9 protein-coding genes are annotated in these 14,962 nt (G+C 51.2%); 7 read left to right on the top strand and 2 right to left on the bottom strand.

Annotated features, from left to right (window positions below; all coding sequences use genetic code 11):
- Positions 1–3: 3 nt before the first annotated feature.
- The gene (locus SH580_RS03475; protein WP_319833622.1) at positions 4–945 is read left to right on the top strand and encodes a polysaccharide deacetylase family protein; all 942 of its coding nucleotides are present in this window, start codon (positions 4–6) and stop codon (positions 943–945) included.
- A complete protein-coding gene (locus tag SH580_RS03470) occupies positions 942–3,671 on the top strand; it encodes a glucosidase family protein (RefSeq protein ID WP_319833621.1) in 2,730 nt (909 codons plus the stop codon). Before SH580_RS03475 ends, SH580_RS03470 begins: the two co-directional genes overlap by 4 nt.
- A 12-nt stretch (positions 3,672–3,683) precedes the next feature.
- On the opposite strand, the gene SH580_RS03465 is transcribed toward SH580_RS03470, so the two are convergent.
- Positions 3,684–5,249 (bottom strand): FAD-dependent oxidoreductase, encoded by a 1,566-nt coding sequence (locus tag SH580_RS03465; protein WP_319833620.1) that lies wholly within the window; start codon positions 5,247–5,249, stop codon positions 3,684–3,686.
- An 83-nt stretch (positions 5,250–5,332) separates the two neighbouring features.
- Between SH580_RS03465 and SH580_RS03460 the strand changes: the two genes are divergently transcribed.
- On the top strand, positions 5,333–6,205 hold the full coding sequence (locus SH580_RS03460) for a helix-turn-helix domain-containing protein (RefSeq protein WP_319833619.1): 873 nt from the start codon (positions 5,333–5,335) through the stop codon (positions 6,203–6,205).
- 37 nt (positions 6,206–6,242) lie between these two features.
- Here the strand turns inward: SH580_RS03460 and SH580_RS03455 are convergent, their stop codons facing one another.
- Positions 6,243–7,007, bottom strand: coding sequence for a helix-turn-helix domain-containing protein (locus tag SH580_RS03455; RefSeq protein ID WP_319833618.1), 765 nt, complete (start codon positions 7,005–7,007; stop codon positions 6,243–6,245).
- 104 nt (positions 7,008–7,111) lie between these two features.
- Between SH580_RS03455 and SH580_RS03450 the strand changes: the two genes are divergently transcribed.
- From SH580_RS03450 to SH580_RS03435, 4 genes are all read left to right on the top strand, one after another.
- Positions 7,112–8,488 (top strand): alpha-amylase family glycosyl hydrolase, encoded by a 1,377-nt coding sequence (locus SH580_RS03450; RefSeq protein WP_319833617.1) that lies wholly within the window; start codon positions 7,112–7,114, stop codon positions 8,486–8,488.
- A 214-nt stretch (positions 8,489–8,702) separates the two neighbouring features.
- On the top strand, positions 8,703–10,109 hold the full coding sequence (locus SH580_RS03445) for a glycoside hydrolase family 16 protein (RefSeq protein WP_319833616.1): 1,407 nt from the start codon (positions 8,703–8,705) through the stop codon (positions 10,107–10,109).
- 4 nt (positions 10,110–10,113) lie between these two features.
- On the top strand, positions 10,114–12,270 hold the full coding sequence (locus tag SH580_RS03440; protein WP_319833615.1) for a glycoside hydrolase family 3 N-terminal domain-containing protein: 2,157 nt from the start codon (positions 10,114–10,116) through the stop codon (positions 12,268–12,270).
- Positions 12,271–12,421: 151 nt separating this feature from the next.
- Positions 12,422–14,920: a hypothetical protein gene (locus tag SH580_RS03435; RefSeq protein WP_319833614.1), complete on the top strand. Its 2,499-nt coding sequence runs from the start codon at positions 12,422–12,424 to the stop codon at positions 14,918–14,920.
- Positions 14,921–14,962 lie beyond the last annotated feature (42 nt).

Genomic DNA, 14,962 nt, shown 5'->3' with positions numbered 1-14,962 from the left:
ATTATGAAAATAATCAACCAAAGTCGTACTGTTGCTCAGCTTGCCTTGCTCTTTCTGACTGCTGGATCCGTCTTGGCTGAAGTTCCAGAAATTCGAATCTGCGAATATCATGACAATAAGGATGCAGCCATCAGCCTGACCTTTGACGATGGTTTACTGGATCATGCAACTGTGGTGCAGCCTATGTTGAAAGAGAGTGGTATTCGTGCGACTTTCTTTATCGTTCCTAAGTATACGGACATGGCTCTGAAGCAACGAGCCCATCCGTCGAAGCGTCAGTTTGCTTCTTGGGAGCAAATTCGATCGATTGCGGCGGATGGGCATGAAATGGGGAACCATTCTTCTACACATGCAAACCTTAAGAATGCCAGCGAGGAATTACTACAACATGAAGTCGTTGATGCCTTGAGCTATATTGAGGCACAGACGGGACAGCGTCCACAGACGTTTTGTTTTTCAGGGAATTCCAGGGATCAAAGAGCCTTGGAATTCGTGCTACAGCATCATGTAAATGCGCGCACCTATCAGTACGGAATCGGGCGAAATTTCGAGATTGATCGATTTAGCGCTTGGCTGACAGGTCAGATACAAAAGAGGCAATGGAGTGTCCTGATGATACATTCCATTCTGGATGATTATAACGGGTATGACCCACTGCCAGATGAGGAGAAAGACTTTCAGGATTTACTCGACCAGTTGAATGACTGTAGAGATGATCTTTGGATCGATACTTTCGCAGCAGTCAGTAAGTATGTGGCACTGCGTGACAGCGCGAGTATTCAACTTTTGAACGGTGGGACGCAGTATGTCGTTAAGTCAGATTTGGACGCTGCGGTTTATGATGTGCCTTTGACCGTAGAGGTGCGTCAAGGAGAGCAGTCAATCTATCAAAGCGTTTCTATTAACGAAGTTATTGATTTACCCCAAGCCGGAGCGCAGCGATGAGAAAGTTTCCTCTTAATAATACAGGAGCCCGTGACTGCTGCCTCCGTCCGGAATGGACGGTTGGGTACTTAATTGAAAGCTATCCGTTGACGCGTCATTGTTTTCTGCGCTACACGCTGGAGCTAGATACAGTCTGGGATTTGTCGATACGCGAATATATGGAGAGCCAGTTTCTTGATCGATCCTATGGGGCGATCTTCCGTGGCTTTTTCGCTTCGAGTTTGAATAACATTCTAGCTGCCTTTTATCAGGTTCCGCCAAGTGCGAGTTGGGATTTACTAGCGCATACCCACGCGGCTGCGCCTGCAGGGTTTTGGCCGCCCAGGCCTCGGCAACTCTATCTGACTGAGGACGGCTTGGGGCTTGCTCGCCGCGGCGGTCTGCCTGGGGCCTATTACTGGGCATGTAATGGGGCCTGGAGCGTGCGTTATTCGCAGGCTTCAGGTGCTTTGGATCAGCTCTGTTGCTGGAATTGGGAGAGTGGGCACCGTAGCAGCCAAGCCTTGTTTCCCGCTGAGGTCATTCGCTTTGGAGTGGGGGATGCGCCACATGCCTTCGAGGAGGTGAGTTTATTGCCATACGGTTTCGACAACAAATGGGGGAGGAACTGTGCCAATCGAAGTCTGCTCAGTTTAGAGCAGCGTTCAGTTTTTCTAGAACTGAGTGGTAAGGGGGCCGCTTGGGTGAATTTCGATTTCAGTGCTCGAAATCAGGCTGACTCCATGCGTTGGAACATCCTCGGTTGGGACGATCTGGTTGGGGCACTCGTTATTCATGTTGGTTATATGATCAACCGTGTCTGTTATTCTCGATTTTATCCTCCATTCCCAGAAGGAATGTCGCAGCAGGATTTATTAACGATAGAAAATGCGTCGCTTGCGAATCGAGAACTGGTGCCGGATCGTCCGATCGTCGGGAACTTATACCTTTGTGTCGGCGGGGGGGACCGTGCGCCGGTCCAGTTGACTGAGAATCAGTGGCGTTTTGAGGCCTCGGATTGCTTGCGCTTTCAAATGACCGCAGGCACCACTCGGCAGAGTGCTGTAGCGAATTTTGAGCGTGCGCGTTCTGATCACAGTTGTGTGCAGGCACGCTGCCATGCGCATTATAAATCTATCCAGGCACGCTGCCCTGTGGCTGAGATCCCGGGCCTGCCTAACATCGAAGTGATATTTGCGACAGCACCGCTTTTATCTGAAACGCTAAAACTTGGAAAAGATCGGCTACGTCACAGTGCAAGCCCGTCAGGCTACGTCGATACGCATACCAGTTTGATGAGTATGCGGGCGTTGCTTTACTGTGGCGACTATGAGTTGGTCGAAGGTTTTTTGCGTTTTTTGGCCGATCCGCAGCGCCGTACGCCTAGGGGCGGAATTGGGACGAACTTTTTTCTAGATGGTGGCATGGACGATTCGTTCCCTGACTGGACATTTAACGATGTATCCTGGCTCGCTTTGATTGGGCATTTGAGCTGGCACAGTGGCGAAGAAACGCCTGCTGATTTGTATTCGGCTGGTCGTGAGCATATTGTGCGCATTCTCGCGGAGAGTGATGCGGAGACAGGACTTATTCGTACGCGTGGTTATTGGCCTGATCATCCGATGAAGGATGTGGGGCGCAGTGGACACCCATGGACTGTCAACGAAGCGGGCATTTGGTACGAAGCGCTTAGGAATTGGGAAATTCTGAGTGTGCGCCGTGGCGATGTCGAATTTGCCGAGCAGTTGCATGCCACAGCCAACCGTGTGCGGGCATCTTTTATTCCTTTATTCTTCGACCCAGAAGTTGAATTACTTTGCGATTCGGTGAACCCCGAGACGCGTCAACAGCATCGGCAATTTAGTTTGTTCGGTCTGCATTTTATGTATGGTATGTTTGGGCACGAGTTGATTGATACTACTATGGCCCAACGTTTGGCCCAAGCTGCATTTTCAGGGTTTTATGATGCTAGCTGGAAGCTCTTCCGGACCTGCTTAGCGAGTGGCCATTTTCACTCACCTTTTGAGTTTATTTATATTCACTGGTTGCAGGGGCTAACGCGTCTTTTCCGCATGGGGGGGCATACGGAGGGGCTTCGTGCCTTAAGTGATAGCTTTGAGTATCATTATGGGAAATATGCCAGCTATCCGGAAAACTTTAATATGCGCCCTGAGTTGTCGGAGGCGGAGCATGGTGCGGGCGGTTGGTTCTGCGAAACATTATCAACGCGCATACAAAGTATCTTCGAGGGCATTTTGGGGCTCGATCTCAGTCCGGATAGTCTGAACCTGATGCCTGCGGGCAAGATTGATTTACCCGGTGCTGTTTTGAGCCATTTCAGAGTTGGAAGATGCGAGTATCGTATTGAGTGGTTGGAATCGGGGGCGTTTCCCGTTCTTCATTTGAATGGTGCTGTGTATCCGGCCTCGCTGGTAGTGCCGTTGGAACGGCCAAATCAGGGAGTGCAACAGCTTGAGGTGCGTTCCATGAATACGTTACCTAGCTGGCCTGTTTTGACAGCATTGGTTGGACTTCGCCTGGTCGATGTTGAATTGGTCAACGACCGTAAGCTTCTCGTCCAGATTCAGGGCCCTGGTCGCGCTTATGTTCGATTCTGGAGTCCTGTCGAGCCAGACATACATCTTGAAGGTCAAGCGCTCCGTGTTGAATGGGATGAAGCCAGCCACATCGCTCAAGTCGAAATCACGCTCCGTTCTGACAGCATAAATACATTGAGTGTTCGTTAGGCAGCTCTTGTGTTATTCGCCGTTTTGGATGTTCTCGACACGAGGCACGGGAGTGATGACCTGTTTTGCGGTGATGAGGCGTTCCTTGAGTTTGGCGTAGGGGACATCCTGCGAGTCGATGTTATCCTCGATCGCGATGCTGGCAGCTTCGGCGGCGGATTCGGCCAGAATCATAAAGACCGGTTCCATACGGATCGATCCGAAAGCGATGTGTGAGGCAGAGATGCAGAACGGCACGTAGAGGTTGGTGCACTCGCCGCGCTTGGGAATTATGCAGCGGTAAGAAATTGGGTAGGGGGGGCCGGAGTGGACCTGCACGTCGCCTTCATTGCGGACCTTACCGTCGACGACGATCCGGGCACAGTTGTGAGAGTCCATTGTATAGGCGGCCAGCGAAATGGTATCTTCGATCGTTTCGTCGCCCTGACAGTGGTGCTCGGTCATGACCATTTCACCGACGAGGCGTCGTGCTTCGCGAATGTAGAGGGCGTGGGAGAAGCCGCCAGTTTTTGTGAAGTCTTCGTTGGACCAACCAAAGTGGCGATATCTCTGCTTGAAGCTATCATCGACGGCTGGATCGGTCAGCCAAAACCACATGAGTCCCTTGACCCATTGTACGTGAGCTTGGAAAATGCCCTCTCGTTGTGCATAACTGGCTTCGGGGAAGTTATGGTTCATGCCGATGTAGTCAGTGGAGACGGCCCCGTGGTTGTTCATGTCGTAGATCCCGTCGATCAGATGGTCGAATTTCTCGAATTCCGGGATGTAACCCGCCTCGCAATAGCGGATGAGAAGTTCATAGTCCTTTCGGTCGTAGCCGTCGGGCTTAGTAAAGGGAATTCTCTTCTTGGGATCGTCAGTTAGGCAGAGGCGGAAGTTATAAGCCTGCACACGCTGGTCGCCGGCGCCTTGGACAAAAGCTTCGTCATCGATGCCTGGTAGGAGACCACTCGAAGGATCGCCTTCGACGAGGTAGGGGTCGACGTCGAAATCGAACTGGTGTTTGTGCCTGCACTGTCGTCCGTTGTAGGTTTCGTTGTAGGTTTCGTTGCTTTCACGTCCCACGGTGTAGCTAACGCCTGCCATGGCCATAAGATCGCCCTCGTAGCTGGCGTCGATAAATTGCTTTGCTTGGACGGTGATGCCGTTTTCGGTGTGGATCCGGATGATGCGATTATCCACAGTCTCGACCTCAGTAAGGAAGCTCTCGAAATGGCAGGGGATTTCCATTTCTTCCAACCATTCACGATAGACCTCTTCAGCGATATGAGGGGCAAAGACCCAAGCTTCGTCTTTGCTGTATTTTTTGCCCACGCGGCGATAAAATTCGCGGGAGAGGCCGCCGATGGCGAATTTGTTTCCAATATCAGTCAGTCCGAGACCTCCCGCAGTGAGTCCGCCCAAGTGGTAGCCTGGTTCGAGCAGGGCGACGGAAAGGCCTTTACGCTTGGCCGAGATGGCGGCGATGATACCGCCGGAATTGCCGGCAAAGACGCAAAGATCAACGTTTAGATCCAGGTTCAATTTTTTTTCGGGAGCTGCGTAGTAGCGAAGCGGATTGTGTGTGAAATCAGTCATGTGTTTTTCATGCTTTATCTTTGGGAAAACTTCACAACGAAAGAGCTTTTACTAATTTAATCATTCCTTTATGGATTTCGTGCATGGATGGTTTGAGACTTAGTTTTTCCGATTGGAAGTATTTGGATGCATATTTGGTGTGGATTTACGAAGGGCCTCCGCAGACCTTCGGAGAAGAAATGCATAATAGTTATTTTACTTTTTGGCTTATTGAGGAAGGGCATGTCCGGGTTAGAGGCGGGGGGAGTGACGTGGAGGCCGGCAAAGGGCAGTGGGTTCTGTTGCCGCCGGGGACCAGTCGACGCCGTTTTAGTGATTCGCTTCGTATTCTTTCGATTCACTTCGAGGCGCGTTGGATCACCGGCAAGCTGCTTTTGGAATTTGAGGGGCCCATCGTGGAGGAGGCATCAGCCAATCCTTCTTGGCGTAAGCTGTGCGGCCCGATGTTGAGGCTAGTTCGCAAGCATTATCCGGATGCATACAATCGCTTGCCACAGGCAGTGGCAGACTTCGGAGTCTATGCGGATGTGCTGGGCAGTTTTCAGCGCTGGTTGGCCGCTGTTTCAGGGTGCTTGCTACGAAGGGAAGGGGTGACAGTGCACTTGCCACAGCACAAGGACTCGCGTGCCATGGATATGCGTCGCTGGCTGGACGCGCGGGCAATCGAGCATGGATTCCAGCTGCAAGAGCTGGCTGCGGCCTTTGCCCTGAGCCCCGCTCAACTGAATCGTATTTTTATCGCTGACTTTTCGGTCACGCCTAAGCGCTACTTTGAACAGCGGCGATTGAGTTTTGCGAGAGCCGCACTGAGCTCGTCCAGTCAGTCGATGAAGGAAATTTCTTACCTTGCCGGTTTTGGGTATCAGTCGGAGTTTACCGCTTGGTTCAAGAAGCATTCTGGGCTGGCCCCGAGTGAGTATCGAATGCAAGCGAAGGGATTGGCTTCGGTCGATTGAGTGGCTCTTGATGGAGACCCGCTTCTCTAAAATCTGCTCATGTTTGAGACAGCTCGGTCAATTGATGCGCGCACTTGCAACAGTTCTCGATGAGGCGTTTGATTTCGCGTTGACTGACAGGTTCATCCGAGATGTATCCACCCACAGCTGCGATGATTTCATTGCCAGAGTCGAAGACGGGAGCGGATAGTGTGATTAGAGTCCCGAGAGGGCCGTGACTTTGTGGAAAGCAATAGCCTCGCTTACGAGTGAGTCTTAAGCATTCGTTCAGTTCTGCCCGCGATTTCCAGTAAAGACTTCCGTATTCTTCGAAAGGGTAGCTCTGTTCAATTTTACTGAGTAAGAGTGGATTGGCATAGGCCATGAAGAGTAGGGAGGAGCTGGTCTCATACAGTGCGTTGACGCTTTCCCGGTGACGAATCAGGACGCCGGGGCGCTCTCTGGGAGTGCGGAGTCGTGTATAGAATTTAGTGCCTTCCATTTCTGAAAAGACAAAAGAGGCCCGTCTTTGTTGAGTTTGGTAGTATCGTAAAAGTCTATCGGCTTCACTGAGCAAGTGTCGCTCCTGATTGAGATGGTACAATTGCGCGACTGCTGGACCTAGAATAAAGCGGATTGGCTCTGTCCGTCGTTCGACGAGCTTTTCTAATTCCATGCTGCGAATCAAACGGTAGGCGGTGTTTGGTTTTGTTTTTATTTGGTCAGCAATTTGACGGACGCTGAGACCGCCTTCTTGTCCCGCTAAAAGGTAAAGAATCTGCACCGTGCGCTGTACGGATTGATTGGGGGTATTATTGGGCATGCTGATCTATGATCAGTATTATTAACGCAGATCGCAACATTCGAATTGTTGGAATTCTGCTCCTTCATGACATTATAAGCATGCATACACCTCAATTGAACGAAATGAAACCTTCTCCGAGCAAAACCTATTCAACGGCTTTGCGTCCCATGACTGATTGGGCGCGGGGGGCGACCATCTATCAGATCTTCTTGCGGGCCTTTACGCCAGACGGGACTTTGAAAGCAGCTGAGAAGCTGCTGGATCATGTCGCGAATTTAGGATTTTCAATCATCTATCTGTGTCCTCTGGTTGAGGCAGATGATGACATGGATGTGAGCGGGTGGAGTCCTCGTCAGAAAGAATCTGCTGTGGGCAATCCCAAGAATCCGTATCGTCAGAAAGACTACTATACAATCGATTCAGAGTATGGAACAGAGGATGATCTCATTTCATTTGTCAGGCGGGCGCATGAGCTGGGGCTTAAAGTTATTCTAGACCTCGTCTATTTGCATTGTGGCCCGTCTGCAGTCTTCATCTCAGAACATCCGGAGTTTTTGAAGCATCATGAGGATGGTTCGATTCTGACCAACGATTGGAACTTTCCGATACTAAATTTTGAGAACGTGGGGCTGCGCGAATACTTGTGGCAGAATATGGAGCATTTTATCCTAAAATTCGATGTGGATGGCTATCGCTGCGACGTTTCCTCTAAAATCCCCCTTGATTTTTGGGTCGAGGGTAGGCGTCGCATCGAAGCCTTGAAGCCGGATTTATTTATGTTAGCGGAATCGGCGCCGCCAAGTATTGCTGAACAGGAGTATGCCTTTGATGTGAGCTACGGCTTTCGATATACCTATCTCTTGAATGATGTTTTGGAGAAGAATGTTCCTGTTAGTGAGTTGCGTGAACTCTTGGAGAATTTCGGAGAGGAGAGAATGGGGGCGCGTTTGTTACGTGCCTTTGATAATCACGATATCTGTAATGATCATAAGGAATTGAGGCAAGAGGTGCTTTGTCCGAATGAAGCGATTCATGCGGCATTGGTGCTTGGTTTTAGTTTGGATGGCATGCCGTTCTTTTACAATGGACAGGAAGTGGCCGATGCGAATCGTCACACCTTATGGTCGAATCGTATGCATGGGCATAACCATGTCATCGATTGGTCAAATGCGCTGACTCAGAAAGGGAAAGCTCGGCTGGAGTTTGTGAAGTCCCTGGTTGCTTTGCGTAAGTGTGAGAAGGCGCTATCTGAAGGCAGCACACAATGGTTGGATACTACAGCACCGGAAGGAATTCTGAGTTTCACGAGAGAGTTGGCCGGTGAGCGGATCTTAGCCATCTTCAATTTGAGCCCTCTGCCTTTGTCGGCAACACTCAATGCCGCTCTGGAGCTTTCTAATGCCAATCTTTTGGCTCAGTTCGGTTTAGAGCTACGAGATGAGGGGGCGGTTATTGTTGTCGAGTGTCAGGCATATGGTTATCTGCTGATGAAGCTATAGACACTCTCTGGTGTTATGGCATCGCACTTAACGCAACTTTTTAGGTGAATCGGTAGCGAGCTGGTATGCACTTTGATCGTGCCACTTCAATGGGTTGAGTGGGGGCGGTGCTATTCGCAACGTGCGCAAACTTGCGCTTCAGCTGACGGAGGTTGATTGTATCGAAATGTGGCGATCTGTGCAGTTTGCCTAAACCATCTCTGATACACTATTTATGAAGAAAATACTCCCCATCATTTTGAGCAGTTTTACTGCGTGCGTGTCTGTCAACGCTTGGCAAGATTCCTTTGAGAGTCGCTCTACCGCTTGGGAATCCTCTGAGAGCTCTGTATTGAAACTTGTGGATGTTGATTCGGGAGCACCTCATGCTGCGATTACGGATGGTGCGAAGTGCTTGGAGTTGATTGGAACTAAAGGCCACGCTTGGAATCAAATTGCGATACGTAAAGACTTGGTTCATGAAATCAAAGCAGCCACGACATTGTCTTTTGATGTGTATGTGCCGCAAAGTAGTTTGCCGGAGTCTGGTTGGGCTAAGTTACAAGTGCGTATGTATGGCGGGCAGGGCGGTAGCGCGGCCTTTGATATTACGAGCGATCTTGAGTTGGACTTAAATGCCGCGGGCGGTAAGAGTTATCACTTTACATGGGATTATGCAGGCGATCCGAGCTTTGATGACAATATCTATTGGGCGCACGTTGGTATTGTATCCATCGCCAGTGGTGGAAGCATGTCGCCTATCTATATTGACAATATGGAGTTTTCGAATGCCAACGAGTTGGATGCTCACTTGCAGACAGACGCTTTTCTGTTGAGTGATGAGTGGTCGTTGATCTGGCATGATGAGTTTGAGGGCAAGAAGGGAGCCGCTCCTGCGGAGCATTGGCGTCCTGGAGCTATTTGGCGTAAGGATGGCACTTGGCGCGATTCGACGTTGGCACCTGAAGAAGCCTACCTGGATGGTCGTGGTCATTTGACGCTGCGCACGCGTTACGAAAATGGCAAACGATTGGCGCCTTATTTGGTGACTTCAGAAAAGGGGACCTACAGTCAGTCGGAGAGTGTTACTTTCGGCCCAGGAGATGAAGGGATCTTTATAGAGTGGCGTGCGAATGTCTCACAGTTTAAAGCTCATGCCGCATGGTTTGCTCTGTGGCTCTTCTCTGATAATCCATACGCGGGCGATGCCTCTCTTGGATCTGAAATTGATGTGATGGAATATGTGCCTTATCAGGGAGACGATTATAGCATGATGGATAAGTTCAATGCTGCAATCCACATCAAAGATGGCGGTAAAAGCGTCAAACCACCTCGGCCCTATGGCTTAACTAGTTTTGACGAAAATGTATGGAATACATGGGGGCTTTATTGGACTAAAGACATCCAAGTCTACTATTTAAATGGCGAGCCATTTTGGGTGAATCGTAATAAAGATTATATTTCGACAGATGATACGCATGGAATTCGTTTAACAGTCGAAATCGCGAATGGGGACCCCGCGAAGGGGAATAAAAACCATTGGGGGCATGCTGTGGGGCGTTTTGAGGATAATCCTGCGGATCGCTTGCCATCGTATGCCTATGTAGACTACGTGCGTGTCTATCGTAAAAACAGTAAATAAACTTATGAGCTGGGCGGTAGACGAGAGGCTTGTTGAAGATAAATTATCGCAGTTAAGTTTAGTCGAAAAGATTGGGCAACTGTGTCAAGAGACCGCAGAGTGCGCAGATATGGATGCGCTGCGAGAACGTATTCGAGGTGGAAAAGTTGGCTCGTTAATTCTGGCTTCGACTCCGTTTGCAGGAAGCGAGGCGCAGGTATGTCTCACCGTGGCAGAGCTCAATGAGTTGCAACGCGTCGCAGTGGAGGAGAGTCGCCGTGGAGTGCCGTTGCTTTTTGGAAGAGATATTATTCACGGGCATCGAACTGTCTTTCCAGTGCCCTTGGGGCAAGCATGTGCGTGGAATCTAGAGCTTATTGAAGCCTGTAGCGCGATGGCCGCTTTGGAGGCTTCACGTGCTGGGGTGCATTGGACTTTTTCACCGATGCTTGATATTGCGCGTGATCCTCGTTGGGGACGTGTCGTCGAAGGTTATGGTGAAGATCCTTTTTATGTTGGCGAGTGTGGTGCTGCGGTGATTCGAGGCTATCAAAATGTGGCGACTGGTTCGATGAAATCGCAAGGGAAGTTGATTGCCTGTGCGAAGCATTTTATCGGCTACGGCGCGGCAGAAGGTGGACGTGATTATAATACGACCGAAATCACGGAGCACAGTCTATACAATATATATGTGCCTCCATTCGAGCGTGCACTTGCAGAAGGCTGCATGACAGTGATGAGTGCTTTCAACGAAATCAACGGAGAGAGTGCTTCTGGTAGCCGTCGCTTGTTGTCGGGAATACTCAAAGAGCGACTTCGCTTCCAGGGCTTTGTGGTGAGTGATTGGGCCTCGGTCTGGGAAATGATAGAGCACGGTCTCGCAGCTGATGAATCGGATGCCGCCCGGATTGCAATGCATGCAGGTGTGGATATGGAGATGGTGACCACTACCTATCTCGATTGTTTGGAAGCCTTGCATGCTGCGGGGCAATTGCCGATGGAGCGAATCGACGATGCTGTGCGGCGTGTGTTGCGTATCAAGTTAGCTTATGGTCTTTTTGAGTCTCCACTGACATCGGTTTCGGTCGCATCGGATCTTGTGCAAACTCAAACGGAAGCTCGTCGCCTGGCGCGCCAGGCGGTGCAGGAAAGTGTGGTTCTGCTCAAGAATGAAAAAGAGATTTTGCCGTTAGGGCGGAAGGAGCAAAGCTTACTTTTAGTCGGCCCTTTGTTGCATGAACGCGATGCATTGTTGGGAACTTGGGCTATGGATGGTAATCCTGAAGACGTGTGTAGCTACTCAGATGCGGCCCGAGCGGAGTGGTCTTCCGATCAATTGTTGATGTCTGATGAGCGGGCATCGATGGACCAGATGTTAGCTTATGCACAAGCTCAAGATGTGAATCGTTTAGATGCTGTTATTGTGTTTGTCGGTGAGCCTGCGACGCGAAGTGGTGAGAATCATTGTATCACAGAGATTGAATTGCCAGATGGACAAGTCGAACTGGTCGAAGGTTTAGCGAAATTGGAGTGTCCGTTGATTGTCGTCGTGACATCAGGTCGCCCACTGGTGCTCGAACGAGTCATCGACTGTGCGAGTGCCTTAGTGTTTAACTTTCATGGGGGCGTCGAGTCGGGAACCGGGCTACTGGATGTGTTGGTGGGGCGTGTGGATGCGACGGGGCGCTTACCTGTTAGCTTTCCCAAGACAACGGGACAAATTCCCATTTATTATAATCGTAAACGAGTCGGGCGTCCGTGGGCGGGGGCCTACTTGAATATGGATGCTGAGCCACAGTTTACATTCGGCGCTGGTTTATCCTATACTGATTTCGAGCTAGAAGGTGCCACACTCGACAAGATCAATTACCAGGCAGGCGAAGACATACAGCTGAATGTATCGATCACAAATACTGGGCAGCGATCGGGCGTGGCTCAGCTCCAGATTTATGCCGAAGATTTGGTCTCATCGAGCTCACGTCCGAAGCGCTTTTTAGTTGGTTTTCTACGAAGTCACTTAGACGTCGGGCAGTGCGAAGCAGTTGACTACACGATTCCATCTGAACGCTTGTCTTTCGTAAACCGGAGTCAGGATCGAGTCATTGAACCCGGCGAGTTTCGGTTATACCTCGGATTCGATGCCAGTTGCGAGATGATGGTCCCTTTCAATATTAGTCGTTAATTCTATCTCCGTATCTTCGGTTCTTTGATTTGGGGCTCGGTGCTGGTGGCGTGTGTACATCATTTTAATTGATGTATATCATTTTTGTTGATTCTGTGGCTAATGTTGCATTCGGTTAGTGTTTTTTTCACGCATTCAGACTTAGCCCATTATGCCCGCATCCGACACGTCCGTTCGTCTTTATATTCAGCCTGGAGGCTTATTACACCTAGGAGAAGCAGCTGTGATTTCTGCGAATGTCTCCGGAGAAATCACTATTTGCTCAGGACTTGCGGGGGGCTTCGGTGTCGTTTCTACGCGGCACGTGGCATCCGGGGAGTCATGGAGCTGGACGGCAGAGGCCTGTGGACAGTATGTGGTCGAATTTAAGCCCACTGGAAGTGGGGAGGTCCTGAGTCGGCCGCTGGCTGTGGTGGATCGGGAATGGGCTGTTTGCCAAATCACAGTCGGTGCGTTCACCTCTGAAGACTTTGCAGATTTGATTCATGAAGCTCGTGTGGGCGCGGATTATTATATCAACCTGACAGGTGGGGCGCGTGGGCCGGCTTTTTCCGCCATTGATCCGCGTTGGACAGAGTATGAGCGTTTACATGGCGATGTGATTCACCCCCATGTGATGGCGTCGGACGTGGGTAAGGTCGATCCCGAATTGGCGCATGAAGATCCGAATTGGGAGACATTATCTCAAGCTGAGATCGAGAAGCGTCTGCAAGGGCTGAAACAGTGGTGGCAAGGCCAAGGCTATGAGCCCTTGGATCGGATCGCGACCTATACGCCGTGTAATCCATTGGTGCAGGCGTGTCGAGCGATGGGGATACGTGTGATTCATTCATTGTGCGCTGAGCAGAATTGGTCCGATGGAGAGTGGGCCATTAACCATTGGGGGATGCCGACGGCGCCCTATTGGATGGCGGAAGATGATTTTCGCAAAGCGGGTGTACGCGATGAAACCGGAGTGATGGGGATCATCATGAATCACTACCAAGTACTGCTGCCACATTTGACGCATTGGGGGGATTTTGTGCTGTCACCTTCGCATTTTACGCGTTGGGTGCGCGCGGCCGATTCGGGGGAAGAGTCGACGCGTTTTCGTCAGTTCTTGCAGGATACCGTGCGCGGGGGGAGTCCGGTGGGGGATGCGCCATTTTTCTTTGTGGCTGGGTTTGAATTTGGGCGGACCTTTGGCACGGCTAATATGACGGCTTATAACCGTGCCGGGCTCAGGCGGTTGTTAGAACTTGCAGCGACGGAAAAGCTTGTTTTTGCCACCAGCACGGATGTGCGAGCCTATTACGACCGTCATGTGCCTGCACTGCCAGAGCGTTTGTTTCGTCAGCGTGATAATTGGGTTGGGGTTACTGTGAATGGTAAGCCCGGGCAGGCTGGTGATGCTGTGGTGCTGGAGCGGTCCGCTTACAAAGCGTTGATTCGTGAAGATTCGGCGCTGCCATATTTTTATTACGACTATACGCAGCCATGGCATTTCGCGACTGCAGATATAGATGCGCCCGATGATTATGCTGAGGCCTGTCGCGGCGAGCTGTCTGTACTTGTTACGGATGGTCAGCTATGTGTGACCGCGAAGCAGGCTTTAGAGCGTGCCACGCCCATCGCGGTGTGGGACGCCGAATTGAGCGATGCGGGGCCTTTTGAGCCACTGCCGATCAAAGCACTCGACGACGGGCGCAGCGTGACGGTATTGGAGGTGCCGCGTGGCTGGAGTGGACGCTGTGATTTATCGCTGCGCACGGCCAAGCCAGCGTCGCCGAGCCGTCGTGATGGCCGTTGGATGTTGCAAAGCTTTGGCGTGGGGGAGCAACAGCATTGCTATTTGCACTTGGATGCAGCGTTGACCCAATCCGTTGAGTTTTCGGTGCAGTTGAAGCAGGCCGCCCGTGTCGACGATGCCAAGGGCAGCTTGGGAGTGCTCGAGGCCGGGACGCATCAACTCGCCTTTGGCCCTTTGCAGGGCTGGTATCGTTTCTGGGGCTGTTCGGTTGAGGATATCGAGCCCGCCGAATCTGTGGAGGCGGAGATTGAAGCTTCTGGAGTCTCTGTGAGTGAGAATGCCGCAGCGCAAAGTGATGCGCATTTTGGGCAGTTGGATGCCCAGGCCTGGGCGCACCCTGCACTGCAAGGAAAGTCGAGGGTGCTGACGGTGCACTGTGGTGCGAAGTTGCCCTTTGGCACGCGCAGTCGTGCCGCGGCAGATGATGAAGTGCTTGCGCACCTGCCCGGCATACACGCATCCGAGTTTGCAGATGGAGTCATGGCCTTCGGCCCCGGGCAGGCCTTCTGGTACCATCCGCGAAGTCTTCATTTCCGCATTTATGGTTTAGGCGATTCGATGAAAACTGGAGCGCGTTGGACCTTATTGCTGCATAGCTTCGACCCGCAGCATTTGGATGTGAATTACCGACTCAGCGTGGGGGCGCAAGAGCGGCCCGTGGGCCGGTGGGCAGGACCTGAAAATGCTGGCGATGGCTCCGCTTTTTATCCCATCGAGTTCACTGCCGACGATTTAGATGCACGTGGTCGTTTATTGGTGAGTGTGTATTCGGATCAAAAAGCGCTCGTTCATTGGTGGCGGGAGCGGGGCTTTATTGCCGCCGTGCATGCATTATGGGTGGGAACAGTTCCACTTGAGTGAGCAGGCCTGTTTTTAGCATTCGAGGGGGCCACCTGAAATGAT

Source organism: Coraliomargarita algicola (assembly GCF_033878955.1).
Taxonomy (GTDB): Bacteria; Verrucomicrobiota; Verrucomicrobiia; order Opitutales; family Coraliomargaritaceae; genus Thalassobacterium; species Thalassobacterium algicola.
This window is presented reverse-complemented; position numbering and strand designations above follow the sequence as displayed.

Excerpts from the sequence above, each read along its gene's own strand:
- SH580_RS03465 (WP_319833620.1), bottom strand. The coding sequence starts at position 5,249 with ATGACTGATTTCACACACAATCCGCTTCGCTACTACGCAGCTCCCGAA.
- SH580_RS03440 (WP_319833615.1), top strand. The coding sequence starts at position 10,114 with ATGAGCTGGGCGGTAGACGAGAGGCTTGTTGAAGATAAATTATCGCAG.
- SH580_RS03450 (WP_319833617.1), top strand. The coding sequence starts at position 7,112 with ATGAAACCTTCTCCGAGCAAAACCTATTCAACGGCTTTGCGTCCCATG.
- SH580_RS03455 (WP_319833618.1), bottom strand. The coding sequence starts at position 7,007 with ATGCCCAATAATACCCCCAATCAATCCGTACAGCGCACGGTGCAGATT.
- SH580_RS03460 (WP_319833619.1), top strand. The coding sequence starts at position 5,333 with ATGGATGGTTTGAGACTTAGTTTTTCCGATTGGAAGTATTTGGATGCA.
- SH580_RS03475 (WP_319833622.1), top strand. The coding sequence starts at position 4 with ATGAAAATAATCAACCAAAGTCGTACTGTTGCTCAGCTTGCCTTGCTC.
- SH580_RS03435 (WP_319833614.1), top strand. The coding sequence starts at position 12,422 with ATGCCCGCATCCGACACGTCCGTTCGTCTTTATATTCAGCCTGGAGGC.
- SH580_RS03445 (WP_319833616.1), top strand. The coding sequence starts at position 8,703 with ATGAAGAAAATACTCCCCATCATTTTGAGCAGTTTTACTGCGTGCGTG.
- SH580_RS03470 (WP_319833621.1), top strand. The coding sequence starts at position 942 with ATGAGAAAGTTTCCTCTTAATAATACAGGAGCCCGTGACTGCTGCCTC.